The sequence below is a fragment of the Methylomonas defluvii genome (genome assembly GCF_033949435.1).
In the GTDB taxonomy this organism is placed as follows: Bacteria; Pseudomonadota; Gammaproteobacteria; order Methylococcales; family Methylomonadaceae; genus Methylomonas; species Methylomonas defluvii.
Map to the genome: position 1 here is coordinate 32635 of NZ_JAXARY010000018.1, position 15999 is coordinate 48633.

Sequence of the window (15999 nt, forward strand, 5' to 3'; positions counted from 1 at the left end):
ATCTGGTTTTAATCCTGCGGTAATTTTTTTTGTGTTGCCAGAACTAATGAGGTTTAATTCTGTCCACTTCAATACCAAAATAGCGCAGTGAACGAACAAGAAACGAATACCGAAGATCTGGATCAAGAGCTGGTACGCCGTGTGCAGCAAGGCGATAAATCCGCCTTCGATCTTTTGGTGATCAAATACCAGCACAAGATCGTCCACTTGGTGAACCGGTACGTCAAGGATCCGAGCGAAGCTCAAGATGTGGCGCAGGATACCTTTATCAAGGCTTACCGGGCTTTGGGAGATTTTCGCGGTGACAGCGCCTTTTACACTTGGTTGTATCGTATAGCGATTAACACCGCCAAAAACTATTTGTTGTCGCGTTCGCGCCGTCATTTTGATTACGAGATCGATGTTCAAGATGCCGAACAAGTAGAAAACGCGCCACAACTAAAAGATATAGAAACGCCGGAAAATTTGTTGATGAACGAACAAATTGTGGCGGTCATTAAATCAGCTATCGAGAGGTTACCAGAAGAGATGCGGATTGCAATTACGCTCAGGGAGTTTGAAGGGATGAGTTACGAAGAAATTGCGGAAGCAATGGATTGCCCCATCGGGACGGTACGCTCGCGGATTTTTAGGGCTCGCGAAGCCATAGACCAAAAATTAAACCCATTGCTCGACTAAAGGTGTATCGATGCAAGAACAACTTAACGAAAAACTTTCTCAACTGATAGACGACGAACTGGATAGCCAACAGGCGCTGTCGCTATTGCAGACTTTGCAGAACGACGGCTTGCTGAAAGACAAGTTGCGCCGCTATCAAATTGCCAGTCAAGTCATGAAGACTGGTGAATATTCTCACGTTACCAGCGATTTTGTAGACAAGATTCACGAACAGATTAGGCAGGAACCTACCTACTTTTTGCCCCAAAAAAAGTCGGCGGTAAATTGGCAAAAAGCGGCGTTGGCGATTGCCGCGTCGGTGGCACTGGCCGTCGTGTGGGTCAGCAGTAAAGTGGATAAACAAATGCACAACCCGCTCGGTTCGGTCGAGATGGTGGCTCAGGGTAAAGACGTATCAGCCGAGGATATGCATGCTCGATTCAAGGATTATCTGGAAGCCCATGACAACGCGATGTATGTCAATAGCGTGCAAGCGGGACAACCCTACGCACGGGTGGTGGGCTATCGGCAGGAATAAGCGCGTGAGAGTTTTAAAAGCTTTTTTGCTGTGCGTTGTTTGTCAAAGCGCTTTTGCCGATAAGGATCAAGTGACGGCCCGACAATGGCTGGATAATATGAACCGGGCGATGAAAACCCTCAACTACCGGGGTACCGTGATCTTCATGAAAAACGGTCAGCTCGATACGATGAAATATCAGCATAGTGTTGAAAACGGCGTCGAACAGGAGCGTTTGGCGTCTTTGAATTCGCCGATGCGGGAAGTAATGCGTAAATCCAACGAAGTGACCTGCACGTTCAAGGAAACCAGTCAAAAAGTGGTGAATCATCATCCGTTGGATAGTTCGTTTATCGTCAATTTGCCGCAGAACACCGCTAACCTGGAAAAAAATTATCAATTAGTTTTGTCGGGTCAGGAATCCATCGCGATGTTGCCTACGCAAATCGTCAGTGTCGAGCCTACCGATGCGCTGCGCTACCCGAGAAAAATCTGGGTGGATACCCAGCATTTTTTGCCGCTGAAAGTCGAAGTGTACAATTTGGACGGTAGTATCCTGGAGCAAGTAGTGTTCACCGATTTAATGACCGATTCCTTAGCCGAGCCCCACGTCGGCAATGTCGACGACAACAGCTTTCATGTCAAACATATCCACTCCGCTCAAGCCGAACCGTTTGAAAACGCTACATTCGTATTGAAGAATTGGCCGTCTGGGTTTGAGCCGGTATTTTTTATTCGCAATTCCATCCAGCAATCCCAGAAAGCCGTAGATCACTTATTGATTAGCGACGGTTTCTCTACCGTGTCGGTGTATCTGGAAGCCAAAGAATCGCAAGGTATGAATGGTTTGCATAGCCTGGGTTCTGTCAATTCGTTCAGTAAGGTGATTGGCGATACCCAATTCACCGTATTGGGTGAAGTACCCGCCAAAACAGTCGAGCTAATTGCTGACGGCATAGCGCTACGTTAGCGTGTCATTTTTGTAACAAATCAAATGTATGAGTGGAGATTACATGCTTAATAAGCTGTTTTATGGAGTTTTGATATTTTTAACGGCGATTGATGCAAGCTATGCGCAATTGCCCGATTTTACCGAAATGGTTAAAACCAATGGGGATGCGGTGGTCAACATCAGCACGACCCAAAAGGCTGCAGATTCGCAAGCGGGCGTCGATCAACAGCAAATGCCTGAGGATATGCCGCCGGAAATGGAAGAGTTTTTTCGGCGGTTTTTCCAGGGCCCTGGGCGTGGAGGTAATTCACCACGAGAAACCAACTCCTTGGGCTCAGGGTTTGTGATTTCCAAAGACGGATACGTCTTGACTAACCACCATGTGGTCAACAATGCGTCCGAGATTGTCGTCAAATTGAAAGACCGCCGGGAATTGATCGCCAAATTGATCGGCTCCGACGAAAGCACCGACGTGGCCCTATTAAAAGTAGAAGCTAAGGACCTGCCGGTAGTGGAAGTCGGTTCGCCGGAGCAATTGCAAGTGGGCGAGTGGGTGCTGGCTATCGGTACGCCGTTCGGTTTCGATCAATCGGTCACCGCCGGTATCGTCAGTGCTAAAGGGCGCAGTCTGCCGGACGGTAACTATGTGCCGTTCATCCAAACCGACGTGGCCATCAATCCGGGCAATTCAGGCGGCCCCTTATTCAATATGCAAGGCAAGGTGGTCGGAATTAACTCGCAAATCTACAGCCGTTCCGGCGGCTATATGGGCTTATCGTTTGCCATACCTATCGATGTGGCGATGAACGTAGTCGACCAAATTAAAAGTAAAGGTAAAGTCTCGCGGGGCTGGTTGGGTGTACAAATTCAGGACGTAACCCGGCAGTTGGCGGAGTCGTTTGGTATGGACCGGCCGCACGGCGCCTTGGTTTCTAAAGTGATACCAGGCGGACCGGCCGAAAAAGCCGGGATTCAAATTGGCGACATTATTGTTGAGTTTAACGGCCAAGTCATCGAAACCTCCGGTGAATTGCCGCCTAGAGTGGGTATGACGCCTATCGACGAAAAAGCCAAGGTTAAAATTATTCGCCAGGGTGATAAGCAGGATCTTAGCGTGAAAATTGGCTTGTTGCCTGCGCAACCGTCCTCTTTGGCAAACGCGCCCGCCGCTGCGCCTGAAGTCGCTGTAAATCGGCTGGGGTTGGCCGTTGCCGATTTAACCACCGAGCAACGCCAGCAATCGCAGGTTGAGAAAAACGGCGTAATAGTACAAAAAGTTAACAAAGGCATAGCAATGGACGCCGGCATTCAGCCAGGCGATATTATTTTGCGCATTCAAAATAATGTGGTGCGTGATGCCGCCGAGTTTAACTCTATCGTCGCGAAATTACCGGTTGAAAAATCGATAGCACTTTTGGTACAACGTAATGGCAGCCCGGTGTTTTTAGCGTTTAAAATCGAGAAATAATAGGGGTAACTCAATGCCTATCGCCAGCGATGTAATGCAATTGATCGGCAATACGCCGGTAGTGAAATTACATAAAGTCGTGTTGGAAAACTCCGCGACTGTGCTGGCAAAGGTGGCATCGCAAAACCCCAGCGGCTCGGTTATGGACTGAATCGGTCTGGCTATAATTCAAGTCGCGGAGAAAGCGGGGCGCTTGCTAAATAGGGCGCTTTTGTCAAGGTCCAGCAAATCGTCAGGCAGTCCTGGGCGCTATGTCCAGGGTTGCCGATATGATCAAAAACCGTAAGCTTCGGATTTTGATTTGGCGGTGGAGCTAGTCGAAACTTCGGTCATCTCGGGCGGTGCGCGCACCGCATTGATGGGCGTGGAGAAAACCGTGGTGGCCATTGTTCATGACACCGGCGAGCGCTTTTAAGTATGAGATGACGCCGTTTTATCCCGCATTCTGCTGGAGCAAAAAAATAATAATGACAAATCCCAGCATCAAAATCCGTTCTACCGGACTCGGTTATTTTATTAACCGCATTCAGACCCTGTTCGTCAGCATGTTGCGTATCTGGACGATACCCATCGTCCTAATGCTCAGCCTGTCCTCCGGCTTTACGACCTATTACGGTTTATCGCATTTCATCACGCCCTGGATTGCGTTGGTGATTACCGTCGCCATTCAATCCATCATCGTTATCTGTTCTTTGGAAATGGCCGGCATTCATTGGAAGGCCAACAGGATGCGCTACTTTACCGTGGTGGCGTCTTTGGCGGTGGCAATTGCGGCTTCAGTGACTTTTTCCTATTTCAAATTTTACGAAATATCCGAGCAGGAAACGCTGCATATTAATAGGCTGAACGAGTTAAGACAGCAGACCAAAAATTATCTGGACAGTATTCTGCAAGTTAAAAGCCAGATGCTGCACCAACAAAAACAGGATCTGGAAAAAGCTTCGCTGGATGCCCGCCAAGCCTATTTCGGCACGCATAATGAAATCGGCCCCGGCTATAAAAATCAGGTAGGCGAGGGACCGTTCTGGCGCCATTACAACCAAATTTACCAAGAAAAGAAGCAGGCCTTGCAACAGCAGGAACAAGCTTTTCAGACCTTGGACAGTAATATCCGACTGTTGCAAAGCAACCTGAACCAATTGGATGTGACTAACGACAAGGAAGCCACCTATACACAATTCTTAAAAAATTATCAGGATATACAGCTTGGGGTGAACCAACTTGCCAGCAGCATGGGTATGTCTTTACCCGATGCACCCTTGCTGATGACCTATAAACAGTTTGTTGAGGAAGTTAAACCCTCGTTTGCGATGTGGCGCGGGTTTTCCTGGTTTGCATTTGCCTGCGCGGCGATGGTGGATTTTTTCACCGTGTTACTGTCTTATCGCTTGGAATTTACAGCACCGGGACCGTTGACGATCCAGGAAGAAGAACTGGTGTTTGAATGCCTGCGACAATTCACCGAGTTTCGGATCAACGAGAACGATGAACTGGAAATGGTCATCGAAAAATCCGACTTGGAAAAAGCCCGCCGTTACTCGGATTGGTCGCGAATGTTCGTGGTCGGCTTGCTGCTCAGCCGCGGTTTCTTGCGTAAAGTAGACGATAGAACCGTGGAGTTTGCGCCGAATCTTTACCCGCTGATTGCCGAAAAAATGTCCGACAAAATCGCCGCGCTTAAACAAAAAGCTGCCGCCGCGTCTAGCGTTGTTAGCCATGAATAGCCCCGGCACCGAATTAGAAGTCTGGCTGGCCGGCGGCGATTTATTCGAAGAGTCGCTGGCCGATTCAGCGGAGCAATGGATCGCTGGTTTTGACGCCGACCGGCAAGTGGTGCAGTTAAAACTTGGGCCGTATAAAAAACTCTTCTTACGGCCGAAAAAATTCGTCAAACGCTTTTATCACCATATTCACCCACTGACGATAGAAAGCTGGCAATACCGGCGGCAGTTGAGTATGTTCGACGATTTTTGCACCGTGGATTTGGCGCTGGATTTACGCTTTCAGGCCACCCTGGCTTATGTGCTGAAAAACAGCGAAATGCTGCCCACAATTAACCAACACATCAAGCAGTTGTATACCGATATTATCGATGATGTGATCAATCTTGAGTTGCAAACGCTGGCTGATGGCAACTGGATTCAAACCGGTCTAATTGACACCGAGAAACGCATTGCGCTGGCTATTAACCAAGTGTTAATGCAACAGCATATTCAATCGCAAGCCCTATGTAGCCTTACCGCCAGCTTTAACGAATTTCCGAATGTGCAGTTGGGGCGAGACAGCGTTTATCTGAACGTGTTGAAAAAGACTTTTGAATTGAATGAGGAGCGCACCCGCGAACTCTCCCGGCAGCAGCGGTTGCAGGAGGAAGAGGAAATACACGAAAAACGCCTGCAACTGGAACATTTGCGCCGTATTTCCGAGCTGGAATTACTGATGCAGGCTCAGGAAGCGGAAAAACAGCGACGCTTGCTGGAAGACAAACAAGAGCAGCTTAGACAGCAACTGGAACTTGAGAAGCGTTTGTATGCCGAACAGCTACGCCACGAAAACGAGTTAAAGGCGATGCGTCTGGAAGCGGAGTTGCTGGCCCAGGAAACCCAGCAGGCCAGGCAAAGGCTTGCGGAAAGTCAGCAGCTCTCGGAACAATTGACCCACCAGGCGGAATTGCACGATAAAAAGGTACTTGCCGATATTCGCTTGCAGCAACGCACGCAAAGCTTATGGCAAGAGAATGCTTCAACGAACGAAACAGGGAGTGACCATGCACAGCAATAAATTCATAGGTTTAAGTTATCGGCTGTTGATTTTGTTAATGACCGCATTATTGGCGGCTTGTAGCACCACACCGCGTCCGCTGCAATTCCGCACGGAAATCGATTCGCTAGTCGCCGTTAGCGCTCCGCAAAGCAATATGCGATTCGTGGTATTGCCGGGCAATGCCGGTGCAAACGAACAGGATTTGCAGTTTATCGAGTTTAAAACCTATATCGAAAAAGTCCTGGCTAACCGCGGCTACAGCAAGGCCAACAGTCTGCAGGACAGCAACTTGGTGATGTTCTTGAGTTACGGGGTCGGTGCGCCGGAAGTCCACCAGTATAGCTACGAAGTACCATTGTGGAACGACATGGGTTATTACTATCCGTACCGCATGTCCCGATTTTACAATGGCTATTATCCCGGTTTTGGTTGGGGTTACGGCGGCTATTCGCAACGCACCGAATCCTACACGACTTTCCGGCGCTATCTGGTGTTGGAAGCCTGCGATAAAGAAGCCTATTTGCAACAGCAGCAACGCAAACAGTTATGGAAAACCAGCGTGCAAAGTAACGGTTCCAGTAACGACTTACGTCTGGTGTTCCCGTATATGGCAGCAGCAATGCAGCCCTATCTAGGCACTAACACCGGGCATATGATCACTGTGGATATAGACGAAACCAATACCTTGGTACGTAGTCTGCTGGGTCCATATCAACCCAGCACACCGCATCCGCGATAAAGATGGGATTGGGTTATCCGCCTGCTGCTGAACTGCATTGTAGGCAACATATTGACAACGCTTGGTGGCGGATACAGACTGAGGGTACACCGAGCCAAGCTGGGGGACGAATTTGATCTCCAGTATCCGGTTGGCCGAGCCGAAAGTTTAGGGATGAAAGTAAACAATAATAATCAGGAGAGCTGCATGAAAACAATCGTTTTGGGATTTGTCTTGGCTTTCAATAGCCTGACTGCACACGCTGCAAAATACGGTCTGGAGCCGGGCGATGCGGTACTGACCAACTGCCACGAAATTTATACCCGCGGGGTGGTTAAAGCCAAAGTCGATGACGGCTATACCGTGCACTTTCCCAAGAACGCCGGGCCTATCCAGTGTCCGCCGTTTCGTTGGCATGCAGAGTTCGTGTTGCCGTTTCAATCGGTTTCGGAGTATAGCCTGAAGTTTTTGGGTGGCTTAAAACGCGACATCCTGTTTCAAGTAGGCGAACCGGTGACTTTTCGGGTCGATACCGACAGGCGCGTCGTCAAAACCAAAGCCAGCATTGATATTGACGCACAGATTACCGACATCAGCAGCAACGGCGCGATAGCCGTGAAGTTAATCAGCACTGACCCGGAAGCGGCGGCGACATTTTGGCAATGGATAGGCGGCAATTATGTCGATTTGCGGCATAAATATTTGGAACTGGAACGGGATAAAAGATCTCGCTAAGCTAAACACCTTTAGGTAATTGCCAACGCAAGCATCGGCACTCTTAGCTATCTTCTAATGGATAATCGTCCGGATGCAGAAGAAGGGAAACACATGGCTCAATTGCTAAGGGGGTATGAGGAGAATGACTTGTTATTCAGTTCCCAAGCTTTTGATTGGCATGGCGTCCAACTGGATTTGACTCCTGGTTTGCTTATTTTCCTTATTTCCCCTACGCTTCCGGTCAAACTCACTGAAGCAGCGTCTTCCGTATGAAGATGATCGCAAAACCGGGAGTGGTCTGGGGCGGCGTATGGGTAGAGACGGTATGAATTCGACATTTTTCCATCTGACAAAAGTTGATCGAACTGCCAATCCCTATGCAAGATGACCTCAACATCACCATGGATCAGCTTCGGGTCGGGTTGTATATCCACCTCGATCTCAAGTGGTTTGATCACCCATTCTCGTTCAGCCATTTCAAGATTAAAAACGAGGCGCAGATCAAGACCCTTCAGAGTCTTGGGTTGAAATCGATTCGTTACGATCCGGCCCTCAGCGATGTCAATCCGCTGCCTAAAAAAACACAGCAGGTAGAGCAACCTCAGGTTGCCGCCAAGCCGGATATTTCGCCGGCGTTGGCAGCCAAACTGGCGCTGGTCGAGCGGATACAGCAGCAGCGAGAGGTGGCGGCGCGGATTGAAAATGCCTTTATCGATACCGCTAAAACGATACACGGCATTGAGAAAAGCCTGTTTACCATGCCGGCGGAAACCGTGCGCAAGGCTGGGCAATTGGTGGACCAAATTGTCGACTCGCTGCTTTGCGCACCGGAACTTGCTATACATGTCATGATCGGCAAAGCGGGTGCGGAGGAAATGTATTACCACTCTTTGAACGTCACCATGCTGTCCCTGATGATGGCCCGCGACATCCAGCTGCCGCAAGAGCTGGTCGGCAGCCTGGGTATAGGCGCGCTGTTTCACGATATTGGTCATAAGGAAATTCCGACAAAAATTCTGATGAAAAAGGAGCCGCTTAATCAGGCTGAGCGGCATTTGTTTGAAATGCATTGCCAGTACGGCGCGGATATTGGCCAGCGGCTGGGATTAGCGCCGGCCGTGGTGACCATCATCCGCGAACACCACGAATGGTTCGATGGGACTGGCTACCCTAATAAACTAAAGGGTGAGGCTATCGGTTTGCTTTCCCGGATTGTTGTCATTGCCAACCACTACGATGAATTATGCAATCCGGTGAATATTAACGATGCGCTGACGCCCCACGAGGCGCTGTCGACCATGTTCGCCAAGTTGCGCAACAAATTCGATCAGAAACTGCTCCAGGTCTTCATCCGTTGTCTTGGCGTTTATCCGCCCGGCACCATCGTGCAGTTTTCCAATGGCGTGATCGGCATGGTCGTCACCGTTAATACCGCCAAGCCGATGAAACCGCTGGTGCTGATTTACGACGCGGATATTCCCAGGGATGAGGCGATTCTGGTGGACACGGCGTGCGAAGCGGATGCGAATATCGCAAAGGCGATCAGGCCGGCGCAGGTCCCGAGGGAAATATACAACTATCTCAGTCCGCGCAAACGGGTCAATTACTATTTCGATCCGAATACGCCTGGGCAGGAGCGAGCCGGATGATCAGCCTCGAACATCTGATGCTTGATTACAGCCGGTATATGATGTTGTTGGTTGAACCCGGTGAGTTGCGGATCATCGTTGCCAACAAGATTGTCGAGAAAATGCTGGGATATTCGGAAGCCGAATTGCTGGCCATGCCGATCACCAACATCGAAAGTTCATTGCAAGACGTGTTTTATTGGGAGGACGTCCGTAACGGCCAATACCAAGATATCGAGACCCAGGACGGACTTTACCAATGCGCCGACGGTTCGATGCTGACGGTGACCAAATCCGTCAAAGTCATTGATCACGAAGGAAGCCCTTTGATTCTGGTGCAGGCCAGGGATGTACAGAACGAGCACAAGGCCGAGGATGCCCTGGCTCAGATATTGTCTCAATTGCGGGCGACGTTGGAATCGACAGGCAATGGCATTCTAGTCATCGATTGGCATGGCAAGATCGCCAACATGAATCGCCAGTTCAGCAGCATGTGGGGCATTTCCGACGAGTTGCTGCTGGAGGGGGAGGAAGCGGATATTCTCGAGTTCATCGCCGGGTTGGTTGCCGAGCCGGAAATATTTCGTATGCGCCTACAGGAGCTCGTCGGCAACAGCGAAACCGAAGATATTTTGAGCCTCAATGATGGCCGGATTTTCGAATGCAGATCCCGGCCGCAATATCTAGGCGAGCACATCATCGGCCGCGTCTTCGGCTTTAACGATATTACCGAACGCAAACGGGCCGAGGAAGCATTGCGCGATTCCCGAGACGAGCTCGAAGAACAGGTGCGAAAGCGCACTGAATCCCTGCAAATGGCGAATACGCAATTGCTGGCCGAGAAGGCGCGTCAAGAGGAACTGATCAGGCAGCTTGAAGAAACCCAGATGCAACTGCTGCAATCCGAAAAAATGGCTTCGATTGGTCAGCTCGCGGCTGGTGTGGCTCACGAAATCAATAATCCCATTGGCTTCGTCAACTCCAATTTGAGCACCTTGCAAGAGTATGTCGATGGCATGCTGGCACTGCTGGCGGCTTACGAACGGATTGAAGGGTTGTTGGTAAATGAGGCGTTGCAAAATATCACGCATCTGAAGCAGGAAATCAATATCGGCTATCTGCGCGAAGATATTGGCGATCTTCTCGCGGAATCCCTCGACGGCCTGCAGCGAGTGCGGCGCATCGTTAAGGATCTGAAGGATTTCTCTCACGTCGGCGAACTGGAGCAGCAATCGGCGAATCTTGAGGCTGGTCTTGACAGTACGCTTAACGTGGTGTGGAACGAGATCAAGTACAAGGCCGACGTCGTCAAGGAATACGGCGGAATCCCCGAGATTAATTGCATCGCGTCCCAGCTCAACCAAGTGTTTATGAACCTTTTGATCAACGCCGTGCAAGCCATTGAGGATCACGGCCGAATTACGATTCGCACCGCGTATGACGAGCAAAATGTTTGGGTTGAGGTGGAGGACACCGGCAAGGGCATCAAGCCCGAACAGCTTGGAAAAATCTTCGATCCGTTTTTTACCACCAAATCGGTCGGCATGGGCACAGGCCTGGGCCTGTCTTTATCCTATGGGATCGTTAAAAAGCACAATGGGCGGATAGAGGTGAAGAGCGAACTGGGGAAGGGTACGTGCTTTCGCGTATGTTTGCCGCGGGCTGGCTGACAGGCGCTTCAGCATTTTGCCGTTATGAGGGCGTAAATATTTTTGCCAATTCCCCCCGATAAATAGCGGTGCCCATGCTACCAGACTGATTTAAGTGATAGATCAGAAGCAAGGCCGCTTTCAGAGCAATAACAGACCTTGGTGCTAAAGGTCGTGGAAGGTAGGTCTTTATCGCTTTCGTCTCAACTAGTCCTAACTAAAGCTAGAAGAATTCGGGTCAGCGTTACGGCAAAGCCATGATCATGCGTGAGCATATCGCATAATATTCGCCGCCTTCCCAGGCCAGGGTAACCAAGCTAAGCGCCTTGCTATCGGTATCATTCGTTGGATCGGAAATGAGCGATAGTTGTGTTTGCCAGTACCAATTGACCGACTCGACCGATTTGGTGCAATCGCCGAACGGCGATACCACATCACCGAATAAGGTTTCGGCTTTTGCCCGCAGCGATTTCAGCAATTCCGAGAGTTCTTCTCGCTTTAAATTACTTTTTAACACCATGCCGTCTCGGGTCATATCTTGAGCATCGGTAAAGGCATTCAGCCAAGTTTCCGCATCGGCTTTATTCGGTGCTTTAAACGATAAATAGTTGTCAGCATAGGTGGGGGCACAAAAGGCCAGCGTTGATCCCAATAGCAGTCTTTTCATAATGTCTCGTTAATAGCTTGATGATTTAGTTTGGGTTGCCGTTTGCATTTGGTTGAAAACCTCTAACAGCTGAGCAATCTCTTCTTCCGTTGACCGAGAGGCGATTTGTGGCTTGCCCCGGATTTTCGCTTCGGTCCAGTCGATAGCTTCGCCTGATCCCCAGGATAGCAGCGAGGCCAAGGTAAACACCAGCAAGCTGCGTGTCGTGCCACGGGGCAAATCTTGCTTATCCAGCAAAGTTTGGGCACGTTTGGCTACCCAGATGAATACGAGGGTGGTAATGATCAGGTTCCAGATTGATGGTAAGGTAAACAAATTCACTCCAACTTTTTAACTTGTGGCAAAACCAGCCTCTGCTCTATTTAGTCAGGGTTTAGGCTACTAGCGCTTATTACTACCGGAGGCTTGGTCGTAATGCTTTTGGGCAATATGATCGATAACGACCAAGTGATAACCTTACGCTACTCACATAACTTAAAGGTATCTGAAAAATGAAAAAACTGACTTCGGCTCTTATTCTGGCTGGCTCAATATCAGGCGCGCAAGCATCGACTTTACTTACCAGCACTTTTACTGCCGATAACGCCTTTGAAGCGTACGTCAGCTCCAGCGCAAACTCTATTAGTAGCGCTGCTATCCTAAGCGGCAACAATTGGGGCAGCACGTATTCTTCGGTAGACAGCTTAACTCTCACGTCTGTCTCCTATCTGATTTTAAAAGTCACCAATCAAGGTGGCCCGGGTGCAGCATTGGGTACTTTTACGCTGTCGAATAACGAATACTTATTCGGCAATGGCGCAAATACTATTTCAACTGGCGGTACCGGTTGGAGTATGTACGTAGATTCGCTGGCGAATCCGGCATCCCCGATTGTCGCAGAAGGTGCAAACGGAGTATCGCCCTGGGGCTACCACTCCGGTATCGATTCCAGCGCGCAATGGGTCTGGTACTATAACAGTATCAATACCAATGGCGCAGGAGCATGGGGCAGTGATAATAGTACCGTTTATTTGGTCACTTCAATTACGCCAGCCGCTGTACCAGTGCCTGGTGCGATCTGGTTTATGGGTACCGGATTACTGGGTTTCCTGGGCCTGAAACGTAAACAGGCTTAATCTTCTTTGTCCTTTGCGGCTCCCCAGTTTGAGGTGACCGCCAATTATCTAAATTGGCGGTCACCGATGGGATTACTTAGGTCACCCCTGCAAAGCCTTCAACAAGCCCTGCAATTTATCGTTAGCATCTCCGAATAGCATGCGGGTGTTGTCATGCACGAACAGGGGATTGCCGACGCCGGCGTAACCTGAAGCCATCGAACGTTTCAGGACGATAGTGGCAGCACTTTTCCAGCATTCCAGCACCGGCATGCCGGCTATCGGGCTGTTGGGGTCGTCCAAAGCAGAGGGGTTGACGATGTCGTTGGCGCCAATGACGATGGAGACATCCACATGTGGAAAGTCTTCGTTGATTTCATCCATTTCAAACACGATGTCATACGGCACTTTCGCTTCAGCCAACAAGACGTTCATATGCCCCGGCATACGGCCAGCCACTGGATGGATGGCAAACCGAACTTTTTTGCCGCGACCGGTCAGCAATTTGGTGATTTCGTTGACCGTGTGCTGTGCTTGCGCTACGGCCATGCCATAGCCGGGAATGATCACGATGTCTTTGGCATCCAGCAATAATTGGGCTGTTTCTTCCACTTCAATGGGTTGTACCTCACCGACCACTTCTGCCGCTTCACCACCCGCGCTACCGAACCCGCCGGCAATCACGCTGAGAAAGTGTCGATTCATCGCCCGGCACATGATGTAACTCAAAATCGCACCGCTGGAGCCGACCAAGGCGCCGGTGACGATCAGTAAGTCATTGCTGAGCATGAAGCCGGTAGCCGCTGCCGCCCAACCGGAATAGCTGTTCAGCATCGATACCACCACCGGCATGTCGGCGCCGCCGATGGCCATCACCATGTGTACCCCAAATACCAAAGCAATCACCGTCATAATCGCCAGCGGCAGCATGCCGCCACCGCTTTCTGCCGCGCTCAGAAAGCTGCCGCCCAAAATCACGGTAACGACCAGCATGGCCAGGTTTAGCCAATGCCGTGCTGGCAACAACACCGGCTTGCCGCTGATGCGACCGCAGAGCTTGCCGAAGGCGATCACCGAGCCGGAAAAGGTCACCGCACCGATAAATATACCGATGTAGGTTTCCACTTCGTGGATGGTTTTTTCGGCGCCGACCAAACTGTTGGAGTGATCCATGGCGTTGGCGTAACCGACCAATACCGCCGCCATCCCGACCAAGCTGTGCATCAATGCCACCAGCTCCGGCATTTGCGTCATTTCCACTTTGGCGGCGGCCTTGGTGCCGATGAAACCACCGATCAGCAAGGCAATCGTCAGTATCACGTAGGCGGTCACACTGCCGCCGAATACCGTGGCGACAATCGCAATCGCCATCCCGGTCATGCCGTAATAATTGCCGCGCCGCGCTGTGTCCTGTTTGCTCAGGCCGCTGAGGCTGAGAATGAATAGAATCGAGGCTGCGATGTATGCCATCGTAACTAGACCGTTTGACATGTAGCTCTCCTTATTTTCTAAACATTTCAAGCATGCGGCGCGTCACGAGAAAGCCGCCGGCAATATTGATGGACGCGATCAGAATCGCCACCGCCGACAAAATGCCGATGATCGAGTCAGTCGAAGACACCTGCACCAGTGCACCGATGACAATAATGCCGCTGATGGCGTTGGTCACACTCATTAACGGTGTGTGCAGTGACGGTGAGACATTCCAAATCACTTGGTAACCGACGAAACAAGCCAGTACAAATACCGTGAAGTGCGATAAAAACGACGTAGGTGCCGTCGCGCCGACCGCAAAGAACACCAGAGCAGCCAAGGCAATCGGCAACCATTGCTTTATCGGTTCCGGTATCAAAGATTTGGTTTCCACTGCGGCGGCTGCTTCGGCTGCTGCCGCTTGTTTGGGGGCAGCGGACAGTTTGGGCGGTGGTGGCGGCCAGGTGATATTGCCTTCCTTAATCACTGTCGCGCCGCGTATCACCTCGTCTTCCATGTTAATGACGGTATTGCCGTCCTTGCCGGGCGTGAGATCGGTGAGTAGATGCCGCAGATTGGTGGCGTAAAGCTGGCTGGATTGATTAGCCAAGCGGCTGGGCAAATTGGTGTAACCGATGATGGTGACATCGTGTTTCACCACGACCTGATTTTTCTCGGTCAAGGCGCAGTTACCGCCTTGTTCGGCGGCCAAATCCACGATCACGCTGCCGGGTTTCATGGACGCCACCATCTCTGCGGTAATCAATTCGGGCGCAGGTTTACCGGGGATCAAGGCCGTGGTGACGATGATGTCCACTTCCTTCGCTTGCTGGGCAAACAAAGCCATCTCGGCTTCGATGAATTCTTTGGACATGGTTTTGGCGTAACCGCCGGTACCCGAGCCGTCTTCCTGGAAATCCAGCATCAGAAACTCGGCGTCCATACTTTCGATTTGTTCTTTTACTTCCGGACGGGTATCGAAGGCGCGGACAATGGCGCCCATACCTTTGGCAGCACCAATCGCAGCCAGACCGGCGACGCCGGCACCGATCACTAACACTTTGGCGGGCGGGATTTTGCCGGCAGCGGTGATCTGGCCGGTGAAGAAGCGGCCGAAATGCTGAGCGGCTTCCACTATCGCCCGATAGCCGGCGATGTTGGCCATGGAGCTGAGGGCGTCCATCTTCTGCGCGCGCGACATACGCGGTACGCTGTCCATGGCCAACACAGAGACTTTTTTGGCGGCCAATTTTTGCATTAGTGCTTCGTTTTGCGCCGGCCAGATAAAGCTGATCAATTGCTGGCCTTCGCGCAGCAAGTCGGCTTCGTCGATAGCGAGTTGCGGATGAAATTCGGGAGCGCGGACTTTCATGACAATATCGCTCTGTTGCCATAATTCCTGCGCCGAGGCGACCACTTGCACGCCGGCCGCCCGATAAGCGTCATCGGAAATATTGGCATTGTCGCCGGCGCCGCTTTCCACCAGTACTTCAAAACCTAGTTTGATGATTTTTTCAGCGGCCTCGGGCGTGGTAGCGACGCGCTTTTCGCCGTCGTGAACTTCTTTTGGAACACCGATCTTCATGGTTTCTCCTAAGGTTTGGAGGGGAATAACGGATTGTTGGTAGGCTGAAAAGCCAGCGGGCGAGGATAGGGGATTGACTCGGTTTTATCAATTGTTTTCTGTGAGTTCAAT

Annotated in this window: 16 protein-coding genes; 12 read left to right on the forward strand and 4 right to left on the reverse strand. The window is 50.7% G+C overall.

Going from position 1 to position 15999, the window contains the following annotated elements; all coding sequences use genetic code 11:
• Nucleotides 1-87 precede the first annotated feature (87 nt).
• The 11 genes from rpoE (at nucleotide 88) to QLH52_RS17750 (ending at nucleotide 11090) form a co-directional block, all read left to right on the forward strand.
• Complete coding sequence (rpoE, locus tag QLH52_RS17700; protein WP_192395959.1) at nucleotides 88-678, forward strand: RNA polymerase sigma factor RpoE; 591 nt, start codon at nucleotides 88-90, stop codon at nucleotides 676-678.
• Between the two features lie 10 nt (nucleotides 679-688).
• Nucleotides 689-1195 (forward strand): sigma-E factor negative regulatory protein, encoded by a 507-nt coding sequence (locus QLH52_RS17705; protein ID WP_319962426.1) that lies wholly within the window; start codon nucleotides 689-691, stop codon nucleotides 1193-1195.
• A 4-nt stretch (nucleotides 1196-1199) separates the two neighbouring features.
• The gene (locus QLH52_RS17710) at nucleotides 1200-2144 is read left to right on the forward strand and encodes a MucB/RseB C-terminal domain-containing protein (RefSeq protein WP_319962427.1); all 945 of its coding nucleotides are present in this window, start codon (nucleotides 1200-1202) and stop codon (nucleotides 2142-2144) included.
• A gap of 43 nt (nucleotides 2145-2187) precedes the next feature.
• Nucleotides 2188-3594: a DegQ family serine endoprotease gene (locus tag QLH52_RS17715; protein WP_319962428.1), complete on the forward strand. Its 1407-nt coding sequence runs from the start codon at nucleotides 2188-2190 to the stop codon at nucleotides 3592-3594.
• 13 nt (nucleotides 3595-3607) lie between these two features.
• Nucleotides 3608-3745: a hypothetical protein gene (locus tag QLH52_RS17720; protein WP_165385947.1), complete on the forward strand. Its 138-nt coding sequence runs from the start codon at nucleotides 3608-3610 to the stop codon at nucleotides 3743-3745.
• Nucleotides 3746-4061: 316 nt separating this feature from the next.
• The gene (locus tag QLH52_RS17725) at nucleotides 4062-5318 is read left to right on the forward strand and encodes a hypothetical protein (RefSeq protein ID WP_319962429.1); all 1257 of its coding nucleotides are present in this window, start codon (nucleotides 4062-4064) and stop codon (nucleotides 5316-5318) included.
• The gene (locus tag QLH52_RS17730; protein WP_319962430.1) at nucleotides 5311-6375 is read left to right on the forward strand and encodes a hypothetical protein; all 1065 of its coding nucleotides are present in this window, start codon (nucleotides 5311-5313) and stop codon (nucleotides 6373-6375) included. The genes QLH52_RS17725 and QLH52_RS17730 overlap by 8 nt, the downstream gene beginning before the upstream one ends.
• Nucleotides 6362-7096, forward strand: coding sequence for a hypothetical protein (locus QLH52_RS17735; RefSeq protein WP_319962431.1), 735 nt, complete (start codon nucleotides 6362-6364; stop codon nucleotides 7094-7096). The genes QLH52_RS17730 and QLH52_RS17735 overlap by 14 nt, the downstream gene beginning before the upstream one ends.
• Before the next feature lie 186 nt (nucleotides 7097-7282).
• On the forward strand, nucleotides 7283-7810 hold the full coding sequence (locus QLH52_RS17740; RefSeq protein ID WP_240617966.1) for a hypothetical protein: 528 nt from the start codon (nucleotides 7283-7285) through the stop codon (nucleotides 7808-7810).
• A gap of 359 nt (nucleotides 7811-8169) precedes the next feature.
• Nucleotides 8170-9441 (forward strand): cyclic di-GMP phosphodiesterase, encoded by a 1272-nt coding sequence (locus tag QLH52_RS17745; protein ID WP_319962432.1) that lies wholly within the window; start codon nucleotides 8170-8172, stop codon nucleotides 9439-9441.
• Nucleotides 9438-11090: an ATP-binding protein gene (locus QLH52_RS17750; protein WP_319962433.1), complete on the forward strand. Its 1653-nt coding sequence runs from the start codon at nucleotides 9438-9440 to the stop codon at nucleotides 11088-11090. Before QLH52_RS17745 ends, QLH52_RS17750 begins: the two co-directional genes overlap by 4 nt.
• Nucleotides 11091-11313: 223 nt before the next feature.
• On the opposite strand, the gene QLH52_RS17755 is transcribed toward QLH52_RS17750, so the two are convergent.
• Both QLH52_RS17755 and QLH52_RS17760 read right to left on the reverse strand, forming a co-directional pair.
• Nucleotides 11314-11736 carry a hypothetical protein gene (locus QLH52_RS17755; RefSeq protein ID WP_319962434.1) on the reverse strand — a complete coding sequence of 141 codons (423 nt, stop codon included), beginning with the start codon at nucleotides 11734-11736 and terminating at the stop codon, nucleotides 11314-11316.
• A 9-nt stretch (nucleotides 11737-11745) separates the two neighbouring features.
• Nucleotides 11746-12051, reverse strand: coding sequence for a hypothetical protein (locus tag QLH52_RS17760; protein WP_033156744.1), 306 nt, complete (start codon nucleotides 12049-12051; stop codon nucleotides 11746-11748).
• A 176-nt stretch (nucleotides 12052-12227) separates the two neighbouring features.
• Between QLH52_RS17760 and QLH52_RS17765 the strand changes: the two genes are divergently transcribed.
• On the forward strand, nucleotides 12228-12851 hold the full coding sequence (locus tag QLH52_RS17765; RefSeq protein ID WP_033156598.1) for a hypothetical protein: 624 nt from the start codon (nucleotides 12228-12230) through the stop codon (nucleotides 12849-12851).
• Nucleotides 12852-12932: 81 nt separating this feature from the next.
• Here the strand turns inward: QLH52_RS17765 and pntB are convergent, their stop codons facing one another.
• Together pntB and QLH52_RS17775 are read right to left on the reverse strand one after the other, a co-directional pair.
• Nucleotides 12933-14321 carry a Re/Si-specific NAD(P)(+) transhydrogenase subunit beta gene (pntB, locus tag QLH52_RS17770; protein WP_319962435.1) on the reverse strand — a complete coding sequence of 463 codons (1389 nt, stop codon included), beginning with the start codon at nucleotides 14319-14321 and terminating at the stop codon, nucleotides 12933-12935.
• A gap of 10 nt (nucleotides 14322-14331) precedes the next feature.
• Nucleotides 14332-15888, reverse strand: coding sequence for a Re/Si-specific NAD(P)(+) transhydrogenase subunit alpha (locus QLH52_RS17775; protein WP_319962436.1), 1557 nt, complete (start codon nucleotides 15886-15888; stop codon nucleotides 14332-14334).
• Nucleotides 15889-15999 lie beyond the last annotated feature (111 nt).